This window comes from Geodermatophilus obscurus DSM 43160 (genome assembly GCF_000025345.1).
Lineage (GTDB): Bacteria > Actinomycetota > Actinomycetes > Mycobacteriales > Geodermatophilaceae > Geodermatophilus > Geodermatophilus obscurus.
In genome coordinates this window covers 3,274,624-3,288,295 of the sequence record NC_013757.1, presented here as the reverse complement: position 1 = coordinate 3,288,295, position 13,672 = coordinate 3,274,624, and the positions used below count along the sequence as shown (strand labels likewise).

General features: G+C 75.4%; 12 protein-coding genes. All 12 read left to right on the top strand.

The window, feature by feature from the left end:
• The first annotated feature begins 1 nt into the window (after nucleotide 1).
• Entirely contained in the window at nucleotides 2-3,307 is a 3,306-nt protein-coding gene (gene carB, locus GOBS_RS15310; RefSeq protein ID WP_012949168.1) for a carbamoyl-phosphate synthase large subunit, read from the top strand.
• The gene (locus GOBS_RS15305) at nucleotides 3,304-4,680 is read left to right on the top strand and encodes a beta/alpha barrel domain-containing protein (protein WP_166487418.1); all 1,377 of its coding nucleotides are present in this window, start codon (nucleotides 3,304-3,306) and stop codon (nucleotides 4,678-4,680) included. Before carB ends, GOBS_RS15305 begins: the two co-directional genes overlap by 4 nt.
• The gene (pyrF, locus tag GOBS_RS15300; RefSeq protein ID WP_012949166.1) at nucleotides 4,677-5,555 is read left to right on the top strand and encodes an orotidine-5'-phosphate decarboxylase; all 879 of its coding nucleotides are present in this window, start codon (nucleotides 4,677-4,679) and stop codon (nucleotides 5,553-5,555) included. Before GOBS_RS15305 ends, pyrF begins: the two co-directional genes overlap by 4 nt.
• Nucleotides 5,556-5,661: 106 nt before the next feature.
• The gene (locus GOBS_RS15295; RefSeq protein ID WP_041241522.1) at nucleotides 5,662-5,853 is read left to right on the top strand and encodes a hypothetical protein; all 192 of its coding nucleotides are present in this window, start codon (nucleotides 5,662-5,664) and stop codon (nucleotides 5,851-5,853) included.
• Between the two features lie 330 nt (nucleotides 5,854-6,183).
• Nucleotides 6,184-6,534: an integration host factor, actinobacterial type gene (mihF, locus tag GOBS_RS15290; protein WP_012949165.1), complete on the top strand. Its 351-nt coding sequence runs from the start codon at nucleotides 6,184-6,186 to the stop codon at nucleotides 6,532-6,534.
• Between the two features lie 39 nt (nucleotides 6,535-6,573).
• Nucleotides 6,574-7,185 carry a guanylate kinase gene (gene gmk / locus GOBS_RS15285; protein WP_012949164.1) on the top strand — a complete coding sequence of 204 codons (612 nt, stop codon included), beginning with the start codon at nucleotides 6,574-6,576 and terminating at the stop codon, nucleotides 7,183-7,185.
• Nucleotides 7,186-7,244: 59 nt separating this feature from the next.
• A complete protein-coding gene (rpoZ, locus tag GOBS_RS15280; RefSeq protein ID WP_012949163.1) occupies nucleotides 7,245-7,508 on the top strand; it encodes a DNA-directed RNA polymerase subunit omega in 264 nt (87 codons plus the stop codon).
• A gap of 127 nt (nucleotides 7,509-7,635) precedes the next feature.
• Nucleotides 7,636-8,847, top strand: a complete 1,212-nt coding sequence (coaBC, locus tag GOBS_RS15275) for a bifunctional phosphopantothenoylcysteine decarboxylase/phosphopantothenate--cysteine ligase CoaBC (RefSeq protein WP_012949162.1) — start codon at nucleotides 7,636-7,638, stop codon at nucleotides 8,845-8,847.
• Nucleotides 8,848-8,943: 96 nt separating this feature from the next.
• A complete protein-coding gene (gene metK, locus GOBS_RS15270) occupies nucleotides 8,944-10,140 on the top strand; it encodes a methionine adenosyltransferase (protein ID WP_012949161.1) in 1,197 nt (398 codons plus the stop codon).
• Nucleotides 10,141-10,349: 209 nt separating this feature from the next.
• Nucleotides 10,350-12,305 (top strand): primosomal protein N', encoded by a 1,956-nt coding sequence (locus GOBS_RS15265; RefSeq protein WP_012949160.1) that lies wholly within the window; start codon nucleotides 10,350-10,352, stop codon nucleotides 12,303-12,305.
• A gap of 129 nt (nucleotides 12,306-12,434) precedes the next feature.
• On the top strand, nucleotides 12,435-12,677 hold the full coding sequence (locus GOBS_RS15260) for a hypothetical protein (protein WP_012949159.1): 243 nt from the start codon (nucleotides 12,435-12,437) through the stop codon (nucleotides 12,675-12,677).
• Between the two features lie 136 nt (nucleotides 12,678-12,813).
• Nucleotides 12,814-13,500, top strand: a complete 687-nt coding sequence (locus tag GOBS_RS25545; RefSeq protein WP_012949158.1) for a hypothetical protein — start codon at nucleotides 12,814-12,816, stop codon at nucleotides 13,498-13,500.
• The last annotated feature ends 172 nt before the right edge of the window (nucleotides 13,501-13,672 follow it).

Sequence of the window (13,672 nt, the reverse complement as noted above, 5' to 3'; positions counted from 1 at the left end):
CATGCCCAAGCGCAGCGACATCCACCACGTGATGGTGATCGGCTCCGGGCCGATCCTCATCGGCCAGGCCGCCGAGTTCGACTACTCCGGCACGCAGGCCTGCCGGGTGCTCAAGGCCGAGGGGCTGCGGGTCAGCCTGGTCAACAGCAACCCGGCGACGATCATGACCGACCCGGAGATCGCCGACGCCACCTACGTCGAGCCGCTGACGCCGGAGTTCGTGGAGAAGGTCATCGCCAAGGAGCGCCCCGACGCGCTGCTGGCCACCCTCGGCGGGCAGACCGCGCTCAACATCGCCATCGGCCTGTACGAGAACGGCGTGCTGGAGCGGTACGGCGTCCGGCTGATCGGCGCCGACGTCGACGCGATCAACCGCGGCGAGGACCGGCAGATGTTCAAGGACATCGTGCGGTCCATCGGCGCCGACGCCCCGCGCTCGCGGGTGTGCGCGTCGGTCGAGGAGGCCCTGGAGACCGCCGCCGAGGTCGGCTACCCGGTCGTCATCCGGCCGAGCTTCACGATGGGCGGCCTCGGCTCGGGCTTCGCCACCGACGAGGCGTCGCTGCGCCGCATGGCCTCGCACGGCCTGGCCGACTCCCCGGTGCACACCGTCCTCATCGAGGAGTCGGTGCTCGGTTGGAAGGAGTACGAGCTCGAGCTGATGCGCGACCGCAGCGACAACGTGGTCGTCGTCTGCTCGATCGAGAACATCGACGCGATGGGCGTGCACACCGGCGACTCGGTCACGGTCGCCCCGGCGATGACCCTCACCGACCGCGAGTACCAGCGGATGCGCGACGTCGGCATCGCGGTGCTGCGCGAGGTCGGCGTCGACACCGGCGGCTGCAACATCCAGTTCGCCGTCAACCCGGCCGACGGCCGGCTGGTCGTCATCGAGATGAACCCGCGGGTGTCCCGGTCGAGCGCGCTGGCGTCCAAGGCCACCGGGTTCCCGATCGCCAAGATCGCCGCGAAGCTGGCCATCGGCTACACCCTCGACGAGATCACCAACGACATCACCGGCGTCACCCCGGCCGCCTTCGAGCCGACGCTGGACTACGTCGTCGTCAAGATCCCGCGGTTCGCCTTCGAGAAGTTCCCCGGCGCCGACCCGCGGCTGACCACGACGATGAAGAGCGTCGGCGAGGTCATGTCGATGGGCCGCAACTTCCCCGAGGCGCTGGGCAAGGCGATGCGGTCCACCGAGACGAAGGTGGCCGGCTTCTGGACCGGGCCGGACGACGGGCGCGGCGCCGAGCAGCTGCTGGAGGCCCTGCGCACGCCGGTCGACGGGCGGCTCTACGTGGCCGAGGCCGCGCTGCGGGCCGGGGCCACCGTCGAGCAGGTCGCCGAGGCCAGCGGCTTCGACCCGTGGTTCGTCGACCAGATCGCGCTGGTCGGCGAGGTCGGCGCCGAGGTCCGGGACGCGCCGTCCCTGACGGCGGAGCTGCTGCGCCGGGCCAAACGGCACGGGTTGTCCGACCGGCAGATCGCCGCGCTGCGCCCCGAGCTGGCCGGGGAGGACGGCGTCCGGACGCTGCGCCGGCGGCTGGGTGTGCGGCCGGTCTACAAGACCGTCGACACCTGCGCCGCGGAGTTCGCCGCCCGCACGCCCTACCACTACTCCTCCTACGACGAGGAGACCGAGGTCGAGCCGCGGGAGAAGCCGGCCGTGCTGATCCTGGGCTCGGGGCCCAACCGGATCGGGCAGGGCATCGAGTTCGACTACTCCTGCGTGCACGCCGTCATGGCGCTGCAGGACGCCGGCTACGAGGCGGTGATGGTCAACTGCAACCCCGAGACCGTCTCCACCGACTACGACACCGCCGACCGGCTGTACTTCGAGCCGTTGACCTTCGAGGACGTCCTCGAGGTGGTCGAGGCCGAGCGCGCCGCCGGCCCGGTGGCCGGGGTCATCTGCACCCTGGGCGGGCAGACGCCGCTGGGCCTCGCGCAGCGGCTCAAGGACGCCGGCGTCCCCGTGCTGGGCACCTCGCCGGAGGCCATCGACGACGCCGAGCACCGCGGAGCCTTCTCGCGGGTGCTGGCCGACACGGGGCTGCTCGCGCCCAAGCACGGCACGGCGACGACGTTCGCCGAGGCACGCCAGATCGCAGCGACGATCGGCTACCCGGTTCTCGTCCGGCCGTCCTACGTGCTCGGTGGCCGCGGCATGGAGATCGTCTACGACGAGGCGACCCTCGAGGCCTACATCGCCAAGGCGACCGACGTCAGCGCCGCCCACCCAGTGCTGGTGGACCGGTTCCTGGAGGACGCCGTCGAGATCGACGTCGACGCGCTCTACGACGGCAGCGACCTCTACCTCGGCGGGGTCATGGAGCACATCGAGGAGGCCGGCATCCACTCCGGCGACTCGGCGTGCGCCCTGCCGCCGATCACGCTGGGCTCGGCGGACCTGCTCAAGATCCGCGCCGCCACGGAGAAGCTGGCGGCCCGTATCGGCGTGCGGGGGCTGGTCAACGTCCAGTACGCGATCAAGGACGACATCCTCTACGTGATCGAGGCCAATCCGCGGGCCAGCCGCACGGTTCCGTTCGTCTCCAAGGCGACGGCCGTCCAGCTGGCCAAGGCGGCCGCCCGGATCGCGGTCGGCGAGACAATCGCCGACCTGCGGGCGGCCGGCGTGCTGCCGCTCACCGGTGACGGCACCGACCTGCCCGAGCACGCGCCGATCGCGGTCAAGGAAGCCGTGCTGCCCTTCCACCGGTTCCGTACGGTCGACGGGCACGGCGTGGACACCGTGCTGTCGCCGGAGATGAAGTCCACCGGCGAGGTCATGGGCCTGGACGCCGAGTTCGGCACCGCGTTCGCCAAGTCGCAGGCCGCCGCCTACGGCTCGCTGCCGACAGCCGGGACCGTCTTCGTCTCGCTGGCCAACCGGGACAAGCGCTCGGCAGTGTTCCCGATCAAGCGGCTGGCCGACCTCGGTTTCCGGGTGCTGGCCACCGTCGGCACCGCGCAGGTGCTGCGGCGCAACGGGGTGGCCTGCGAGGTGGTCGGCAAGTACAGCGAGGGCCCCGGCAACGTGGTTGAGAAGATCCTGGCCGGCGAGGTCGACATCGTCGTCAACACCCCCTTCGGGTCGCCGGGCAACAGCGGCCCGCGGCTGGACGGCTACGAGATCCGCACGGCGGCAGTGAGCCAGGGCGTCCCGTGCATCACGACCGTGCAGGGGATGGCGGCCGCCGTCCAGGGCATCGAGGCGCTGCGCGGCGACGACATCGGGGTGCGCAGCCTGCAGGAGGTCCACGCCACGCTGGCCGCGGCGCAGGCGACCCGCTCGTGACGGCGGCGGCCGGGGAGGCGGTCCGGCGAGTCCGGGAGGAGCTGGTCGCCCGCGGTCTCGTGGACGGCCTGCCCGAGGCATTCCTCGCCGGGGTGACCCGCTTCGCCCGGCCGCCGCAGCCGGAGCTCGACGCGCTGGCCGCGGCGGCCCGCGGGCTGGCCGGGCGCCTCGCCGCCGGGGAGGGCGGCGAGGGCGACCTGCCGCTGCTCACCCGCGTGCTGTTCCTCGCCGGGCACGCCGGGGTGCTGGCCGCCTACGGGGTGCCGACACCGGCCTACGACGTCCTGGGCTCCTACCGCGACAACCTCGCGAGGCCGCTGGGGCCGCGGCTGGCCGAGCGGCCGCGGGCCGGGGACCGCCGCTGGCGGGTGCTCGGCCGGGACGTCGGCTTCCCGATCGGCGTGCCCGCCTGCGTGCTCAACGGCGGCGAGGAGTGGGTCCGCCACTTCGCCCGCAACGGCTACAGCGTGCTGACCTACAAGACCGTCCGCAGCCGGGCGCACGAGCCCAACGCCCAGCCGAACTGGGTGTTCGCGGCGCGGCAGGCGCAGAGCCTGCCGCCGGGCGCGGCCGCCGAGGTCACCGCCGACCCGTGGGACTGGGTGGCCCCCGGCTCGCCGGACGTCAGCACGGTCAACTCCTTCGGCGTCCCCTCCCTGGCACCCGAGCAGTGGATGGCCGACCTGGAGCGGTCCCTCGCCGCGGTCGACGACGACCAGCTGCTGCTGGTCAGCGTGATGGGGGAGGGCGACGGGACCGGCCTGGTCGACGACTTCGCCGCCACCGCGCGGCTGGCGCAGGAGGCCGGCGCGAGCGTCGTCGAGCTCAACCTGTCCTGCCCCAACACGCTCAGCACGTCGACCGCCGCCGGCGTGAAGCCGCCGCTGTGCCTGGACGCCGGCGCGACCGTCGCCGTGGTCGAGGGCGTGCGCCGCGCGCTGGACGACCGGACCGGGCTGGTCGCCAAGCTGTCCTGGCTCGACGGGGCGCGGCTGGAGGCGCTGGTGCCGAGGCTCGCGCCGCTCGTCGACGGCATCGCGGGCATCAACACCCTGCAGAGCCGGGTGCGTCGCAGCGACGGGGAGCCGACCTTCCCCGGTCGCGAGCTCGCCGGGCTGTCCGGGGCCGCGGTGCGCGACTCCGCGCTGGACTTCACCCGCCGGCTGGTCGCCCTGCGCGACGCCGGCGGCCGGCACTTCGACGTCCTGGCGATGGGCGGGGTCACCGACCCGGCGTCCTTCGCAGCGCTGTTCGCCCTCGGGGCGGACGCCGTGCAGTCGGCGTCCGGGGCCTTCGCCGCCCCGTTCCTCGCCCGCGACTGCGTCGCCGCGCTGGGGGAGACGCTGCCGCGCGCGCTGCAGCCGGCCCGGTGAGCGCCCCCTTCGGCCACCGGCTCGCCGACGCCGTCGCCGCCCGCGGGCCGCTGTGCGTGGGCATCGACCCGCACGCCCCGCTGCTGGAGCGCTGGGGGCTGCCCGACGACCCCGAGGGCCTGGCCCGGTTCACCGACACCGTCGTCGAGGCCCTCGCCGGCACCGTCGCCGTCCTCAAGCCCCAGCTGGCGTTCTACGAGCGGCACGGCTCGCGGGGCCTGGCCGTGCTGGAGGACGGCGTCGCCCGCGCCCGCGCCGCGGGTGCCCTCGTGCTGCTCGACGCCAAGCGCGGCGACATCGGCTCGACCATGGACGCCTACGCCGACGTGCTGCGGCCCGACCACCTGCTCGCCGCGGACGCCCTGACCGTCAGCCCCTACCTCGGTCCCGGCTCGCTGCAGCCGGCCGTCGACACCGCCCGGCAGTACGGCGGGGGGCTGTTCGTGCTGGCGCGCACGTCGAACCCGGACGCCGGCACGCTGCAGCACGCGGTGGTGGACGGCCGGTCGGTCGCACAGGTCGTCGTCGACACCGTGCGCGGCTGGAACACGCCGGGCTGGGTCGTCGGCGACCCGCTGCCCGACCCCGGCGCCGTGCGGGACGTGGCGAGCCGGTTCGGGCCGGCGACCGGGTCCTTCGGCGTCGTCGTCGGGGCCACGCTGCCCGAGCTCGACGTGGACCTCACCGGCCTCGGCGGCCCGGTGCTCGCCCCGGGGCTGGGCGCGCAGGGCGGCTCGGCGGCCGACCTGCGCCGGCTGTTCGGCCGCGGCACCGCCGTCGTGCCTACCGTGTCGCGCGACGTGCTCGCCGCCGGCCCGGACCCGGCCGGGCTGCGCGCGGCCGCGGAGCGCTGGGCCGCGGAGCTCACCGGGTGACACGTGCGGCGCCCTGGCTGCTCACCGGGCTCGGCGTGCTGCTCCTCGTGGCCGGTGCGCTGCTGTTCGCGGGCGCGGCGCGGGCCCGGACGGGGTCGAGGAGGTCGTGTACGGAGGCAGCTACGAGCCGCTGCCGGCGGACGCCTACTCGAGCACGCTGACGCTCACGTACGACGACGCGGTCGTGTGGACCCCGGCGCAGCTGACCGGCCTGGCCCTGGCCGCCGCGGGCTGCCTGCTGCCGGCCGCCGTGGGGGGCTGGGCGCTCGGCCGGCGGAGGCGGGCGACCTCCGCCTGACCGGTCGGTGCCGCCGCTCACCAGCACGTTTCCCGAGGTGCCCGGCGTGTCGCACCGGCGTGTCGGAGCGGGCCCGGCCGGGAGTGTTCCGGTACCGGATCACGCCGCACCCGTTCCTGAGCTGCGAGGATGACCGTGGGTGAACGCAGGTGGCGACCCAGCGTCACGGGTAGCTCACGGGAAGCGTGAAACCGAGGTTCAGTCCCGCGTGACCTGCGCATATGGCGAGAGCTAGGTTGGCGAGCAGGCTCAGCAGCGAGTCCTGCCCCCGACACAGCCAGAGCCCCGCCGGCCGCACCGATGGCCGGCGACGACAGATTGGGTCGCACCATGCCCCTCCCTGACCTGTCCCCCGAACAGCGTGCCGCGGCTCTCGAGAAGGCGGCGGCCGCCCGCAAGGCCCGAGCCGAGCTGCGCGAGCGGCTCAAGAGCAAGGGCGCCACGGTCGGCGACGTCCTGCGCCAGGGCGAGACCGACGAGGTGATCGGCAAGATGCGCGTCTCCGCGGTGCTCGAGTCCCTGCCCGGCGTCGGCAAGGCGCGGGCTGCGAAGATCATGGAGCGGCTCGAGATCTCCCCGACCCGCCGGGTGCGCGGTCTGGGTGCCAACCAGCGCCGGGCCCTCGAGTCGGAGTTCGGCGGCGAGAAGGTCGCCGCCGAGCAGGTACCCGTCGAGAGCTGACCCGCAGGACCAGGCACCGGAGGTCGAGGACGACGACGCGTGGCACCTGCTGCCGTTGAACACCCCCCGGCGCGGCTGACCGTGCTCTCCGGCCCCTCGGGGGTCGGCAAGGGCACGGTCGTGGCGGAGGTCCGGCGCCGGCACCCCGAGGTCTGGGTGTCGGTGTCGGCCACCACCCGCCGGCGCCGGCCCGGTGAGGTCGACGGGGTGCACTACCACTTCGTCAGCGACGCCGAGTTCGACCGGTTGATCGCCGAGGACGGCCTGCTCGAGTGGGCCGAGTACGCCGGCAACCGCTACGGCACGCCGGCCGCCCCCGTGCGCGAGCGACTCGCCGCCGGCGCGCCGGCGCTGCTGGAGATCGAGCTGCAGGGCGCCCGGCAGGTCCGGGCCCGCGAGGCCGACGCCCAGCTGGTGTTCCTCGCCCCGCCGTCCTGGGCCGAGCTGGAGAGCCGGCTGGCCGGCCGGGGCTCCGAGCCGCCGGCGGTCCAGGAGGAGCGGCTGAGGATCGCGCAGGCCGAGCTGGACGCCGCCGGGGAGTTCGACGTGGTGGTCGTCAACGACGACGTCGCCCGGGCTGCTGACGAGTTGGTAGGATGGCTGACTGCGCCGTCGCCCAGGTCCCTCCGGAGCAGCGGCGCACCCGAGTGACGGGGCCCGGCACCGCCGCCCGTCACTCCCGCCGAACGAGCTGAGGAGCACGCCCGCCCGTGTCCGGAGTCGCACCTGCCCCTGAGGGCATCACCAACCCGCCGATCGACGAGCTGCTCGAGCGCACCAGCAGCAAGTACGGCCTGGTGATCTTCGCCGCCAAGCGCGCGCGCCAGATCAACGCCTACTACAGCCAGCTCTCCGAGGGCCTGCTGGAGTACGTCGGCCCGCTGGTCGACACCGCCCCGCAGGAGAAGCCGCTCTCGATCGCCCTGCGCGAGATCAACGAGGGTCTGCTGACCCACACCGCCGGCGAGAACTGAGGAAGGACCTCGTCCTCCCACCCCCCTCGCAGGCTCGGGGCGGGACCCTGGACGAGGCCACCCAGAACGGTGAGAACGCACCCGGCAGTCGCTGCCGGGTGCGTTCTCGTGTCGGGAGGATGACCGCATGAGCCGGATCGTGCTGGGCGTCGCCGGGGGCGTGGCCGCGTACAAGGCCGCCCTGCTGGTGCGCGCGTTCACCGAGGCGGGGCACGACGTCCGCGTCGTCCCGACGCCGGCCGCACTGCACTTCGTCGGTGCGGCCACGTTCGAGGCGCTGTCGGGCAACCCCGTGACCACCGACGTCTGGTCCGACGTCGACGAGGTGGCGCACGTCCGCATCGGGCAGACCGCCGACCTCGTCGTCGTCGCGCCGGCCACCGCCGACCTGCTCGCCCGGGCCGCCGCCGGCCGGGCCGACGACCTGCTCGCCGCGAGCCTGCTGACCGCGCACTGCCCGGTCGTGTTCGCCCCGGCCATGCACACCGAGATGTGGCTGCACCCGGCCACCCAGGACAACGTCGCCATGCTGCGCCGCCGCGGCGCGATCGTGCTGCCACCCGCCGTCGGCCGGCTCACCGGCCCGGACTCCGGTCCCGGCCGGCTGCCCGAGCCGGCCGACATCGCCGCGCTCGCCTCGGTCGTGCTCACCGCGGGCCCGGCCGCCCTGGCCCCCGACCTGGCCGGCCGCCGCGTCGTCGTCAGCGCCGGGGGCACCCGGGAGCCGCTGGACCCGGTCCGCTACCTGGGCAACCGCTCGTCCGGGAAGCAAGGTTGGGCGCTGGCCCGGGTCGCCGCCGCCCGCGGCGCCGAGGTCGTGCTCGTCGCGGCCAACGTCGAGCTGCCGGCGCCCTTCGGCGTCCGCGTCGTCGGGGTCGGCACGGCCGAGGAGCTGCGGACCGCGGTGCTCGCCGAGTCGGCGGACGCCGACGTCGTCGTCATGGCCGCCGCGGTCGCCGACTTCCGGCCGGCGTCCGTCGCCGCGGCCAAGCTCAAGAAGGGCAGCGCCGGCGAGCCCGACGCGGTGCCGCTGGTGCGCAACCCCGACGTCCTCGCCGAGCTGGTCACCAAGCGCCCCACCGGGCAGCTGGTCGTCGGCTTCGCCGCCGAGACGGGGGACGACGACGCCGACGTCCTCACCCACGCCCGTGCCAAGCTGGCCCGCAAGGGCTGCGACCTGCTCGTGGTCAACGACGTCTCCGGCGGCCGGGTGTTCGGCCGGGCCGAGAACGCCGCCGTCGTCCTGGCCGCCGACGGAGCCGTCACCGAGCTGCCCGAGGGCAGCAAGGACGCCGTGGCCGCCGGGATCTGGGACGTCGTCGCCGCCCGGCTGGCCTGAGCCGGCACCGGCCCCGCCGCACGCCGGTAACGTGCACCCGACGAGCTGCCCACGCCCGGGCACCACCCCGCCGTCACCGACCCCAGGGAGTACCGCGTGTCACGCCGCCTCTTCACGTCCGAGTCGGTGACCGAGGGCCACCCGGACAAGATCGCCGACCAGATCAGCGACTCGATCCTCGACGCGATGCTCGCGCAGGACCCGCGCAGCCGGGTCGCCGTCGAGACCCTGATCACCACCGGGCAGGTCCACATCGCCGGTGAGGTCACCACCGCCGGCTACGTCGACATCGCCGACATCGTCCGGAAGACCGTGCTCGGCATCGGCTACGACTCCTCCCGCAAGGGCTTCGACGGCGCCTCCTGCGGTGTCAGCGTCTCCATCGGTGCCCAGTCGCCGGACATCGCCCAGGGCGTCGACACCGGCTACGAGGCCCGCACCGCCGGGACGACCGACGACGAGATCGAGCGTCAGGGTGCCGGTGACCAGGGCCTGATGTTCGGCTACGCCACCGATGAAACCCCCGAGCTCATGCCGCTGCCGATCGCGCTGGCGCACCGGCTCTCCCGCCGGCTCTCGGCGGTCCGCAAGGACGGTTCGGTGCCCTACCTGCGGCCCGACGGCAAGACCCAGGTCACCGTCGTCTACGAGGACGACCGTCCGGTCGGCGTCGACACCGTCGTCGTCTCCTCGCAGCACGCCGAGGACATCTCCATCGAGCAGCTGCTCGCCCCGGACGTGCAGGAGCTGGTGGTGGAGCCCGAGCTCGCCGCGCTCGGCCTGCCCACCGACGGCTACCGGCTGCTGGTCAACCCGACCGGCAAGTTCGTCATCGGCGGCCCGATGGGCGACGCCGGGCTGACCGGCCGGAAGATCATCGTCGACACCTACGGCGGCATGGCCCGCCACGGCGGCGGCGCATTCTCCGGCAAGGACCCGTCGAAGGTCGACCGCTCCGGCGCCTACGCCATGCGCTGGGTGGCCAAGAACGTCGTGGCCGCCGGCCTGGCCCGCCGCTGCGAAGTCCAGGTGGCCTACGCGATCGGCGCCGCCCACCCGGTCGGCCTGTTCGTCGAGACCTTCGGCACCGGCGCGGTCGCGGACGAGGTGCTGGAGAAGGCCATCAGCGCGGCCTTCGACCTGCGCCCCGGCGCGATCGTGCGCGACCTGGACCTGCTGCGCCCCATCTACGCCCCGACCGCCGCCTACGGCCACTTCGGCCGCACCGACGTCGACCTGCCGTGGGAGCGGGTCGACCGCGTCGAGGCGCTGCGCTCGGCCGCGGGGGTCTGACGGCCGCCTGACGGTGATGTGCGCCCGTGGCGTGTCCTGCCTCAGAGGACACGCCACGGGCGCACGTCGCTGCCGGTGACTGTCGGAGCCGGCGACGACACTCCCGGGCCACCACCAGCTCCCGCCGAACGGAGATCCCGCTGTCGAAGGACCCCGCCCCCCTCACCCCTCGCGAGCTCGGTGCGAGCCTCCGGGCGGGGCCGGAGCGGGTGGCCCGGGTCGTCGTCGACGTGCCCCTGGCGCACCTGGACCGGCCCTTCGACTACGCCGTCCCCGACGAGATGGCCGACGAGGTGCGGGCCGGGTGCCGGGTGCGGGTGCGCTTCGCCGGGCAGCTGGTCGACGGTTTCGTGCTCGAGCTGGCCGACAGCAGCGAACACGGCGGGAAGCTGACGCCGCTGGCCAAGGTGGTCTCCCCGGAGCCGGTGCTCACCCCCCAGGTCGTCGCGCTGGCCCGCGCGGTGGCCGAGCGCTGGGGTGGCACGGTCACCGACGTGCTCCGGCTGGCCGTCCCGCCCCGCCGGGTCGCGGCCGAGAAGCGCCCGCCCGCCGAGCCACCGCCACCGCCCCCGCCCCCCGACCCGGCCGGCTTCGCCCGCTACCCGACCGGTCCGGCGCTGCTCACCGCCGTCGCCGAGGGCCGGCCCGCCCGCGCGGTGTGGACGGCGCTGCCCGGGGAGGACTGGCCGGCCCGGCTGGTCGAGCTGTGCCAGGCCGCGCTCTCCGGGGGGCGGGGCGCCCTGGTGGTGACGCCCGACGGCCGCGACCTCGACCGGCTGGCCGCGGCCGCTGAGGCTCGGCTGCCGCAGGGGTCGGTCGTCGTGCTGCGCGCCGACGCGGCCCCGGATGCCCGGTACCGCCGCTTCCTGGACGCCGTCCGCGGCACCGCGCGGGTGGTGCTGGGCACCCGCGCCGCCGTCTTCGCGCCGGTCGCCGACCTCGGACTGGTCGCGGTCTGGGACGACGGCGACGACCTGCACGCCGAGCCGCGCGCGCCCTACGCCCACGCCCGCGACGTCCTGGTGCACCGGGCCCACCTCGCCTCGTGCGCGGCCGTCGTCGCGGCGACCGCGCGCACCGCGGAGGCGCAGCTGCTGGTGGAGAGCGGCTGGGCGCACGAGCTGGTCGCCGACCGCGCCACCCTGCGCGCCGCCGCCCCCCGGGTGCAGGCCCTGGGTGCCGACGCCGAGCTGGCCCGCGACCCCGCCGCGCGCACCGCCCGGCTGCCCAGCCTGGCCCACCGGGTCGCCCGCCAGGCCCTCGCCGACGGCGCCCCGGTGCTGGTGCAGGTGCCGCGTGCGGGGTACGCGCCCGGGCTGGCGTGCGACCGCTGCCGCGCCCCGGCCCGCTGTGCGGTCTGCTCCGGGCCGCTGGGCGTCGCCGCCACGCCCGGGCCGGGCGGGTCGCGGGTACCGGCCTGCCGCTGGTGCGCCCGCCCCGCGGCGACGTTCGACTGCCCGTACTGCCACGGCACGAAGCTGCGCGCCTCCGTCGTGGGCGCCGCCCGCACCGCCGAGGAGCTGGGGCGGGCCTTCGCCGGCGCCGCGGTACGGGTCTCCGGGCGCGGGTCGGGCGTGCTGCCCTCGGTGCCGCCCGGGCCGGCGCTGGTGGTCGCCACCCCGGGCGCCGAGCCGGTCGCCGAGGGTGGGTACGGCGCCGCGCTGCTGCTGGACTCCTGGGCGCTGCTCGGGCGGGCCGACCTGCGGGCAGGGGAGGAGACGCTGCGCCGCTGGATGAACGCGGCGGCTCTCGTCCGGCCCGCGTCGGCCGGTGGTCAGGTCGTCGTCGCCGCCGACGCCGCCCACCCCGTCGTCCAGGCGCTGGTGCGCTGGGATCCCGGCTGGCTGGCCGCCCGGGAGCTGGCCGACCGCCGCGAACTCGGCTTCCCGCCGGCCACCCGGATGGCCGCGCTCTCCGGGACCGCGCCGGCGCTGGCGGAGTTCCTCGCGGCCGCGCGGCTGCCCGCCGACGCCGACCTGCTCGGTCCGGTGCCGGAGCCGTCGCGCCCGGGTCAGGAGGGCGAGCGGGAGCGCTACCTCGTGCGGGTGCCGCGGGCGGAGGGGTCGGCCCTGGCGCACGCCCTGGCGGAGGTGCAGGGCGTCCGCAGCGCGAAGAAGGCCACCGAGCACGTCCGTGTGCAGCTGGACCCGCTCGACCTGGTCTGAGGCGCGGGCACCGGGGCCGGTCGGTCGACCGGACCGTGTGACGACCGCCGTGCCGGGGTAGCGCACCCACGTTCCCCCCGAGCGGCTCAGCACCGGGCGCTCAGCTCGTCCGGTGGCCGAGGAGGGCCTGTGACGTCGAGTGACCCGCCCCCCGACCCCCGCGCCGAGCGCGCCAGCGCCGAGGACCCCCACCGCTCCGCGGACAACCCCGGTGACCTGCGCCGCTGGCTGCGCCGCATCGTGCTCGGTCTGGTCCTGCTGGTCGCCGTCCTGACCATCACGGTGTCGATCAGCCGGTGCGGCCCGGACGACGGCCCCAGCGGCGGTGAGCCGCAGGGGCTGCAGGTGGTGACCTCGACCTCATCCGGCTGACCCGGTTTACGCCGTAAACGCAGCCGGGTAGGTGGGTCCGGCCCCGATCCGGGGCCCGTGACGAGACGCGACCGCCCGGGCCCCAGGTGCTAGGTCCAGGCCGTCCGCGCGGACGACCTGAACCGAGGAGCACCGAGTGAGTGAGTCGCGTACGCCGTCGACCGGCCCCGGCCAGCAGCGGGGGGCCACGCCCGTGGGCGGTGGTACCCGCAGTGGCGGGCGCCGGCGGGGCCCGCTGGTCGGAGCGCTGCTGGTGGCCGCGCTCGTCGTCCTGGCGCTGCTGCTGAGCCAGTGCGGCGGCAGCGACCCCGAGGCGGGCTCCGACCCCGCGGCGCAGACCTCGCAGAGCGCCGGGAGCCCGTCCGGGCCGGCGTCCTCGGACCCGTCATCCGGCTCGGCCGCGCCGAGCTCGTCGGGCGCTCCCGCCGGCGGATCCACGGCCGGCGGCTCGGTCGAGACGGCCGACGGCCGGTCGGTGCTGGCGCTGGCCGCCGGCCCCGACGCCGGCACCGCGCTGGGCGGTCTCGCCGACCAGCCGGTGACCGCGACCGGCGCCCGGGTGCTCTCCGTCCCGGCCGACGAGGGCTTCTGGCTCGGTGCGTCGGACGCCGAGCGGATGTGGGTGCAGCTGACCGGCGAGGCCGGCGAGTCCCCGTACCAGGTGCGCGAGGGCGACCTCGTCGACCTCGAGGGCACGGTGGCTCCGCACGACGCGGGCTTCCCCGCGGAAGTCGGCGTCGACGACGCCGAGGGCGCCCAGCAGCTGGCCGAGCAGGCCGCGCACCTCACGGTGGCCAAGTCCTCGGTGCGGCTCTTCGCCTGACCGAGGACCCCGTCCTCCCCACGCTCCGGAGGAGGGCCCCCTGCTCCCCACCGTGTGAGGACCCCGTCCTCCTCATCCCTCGCAGGCTCGGGACGAGCCTCTGGACAGGGCCGGCGGGATCCTGCAGGGGGCCATCGGGCGCGGGGACGCCCAGGAGGGGGCCATTTAGGAT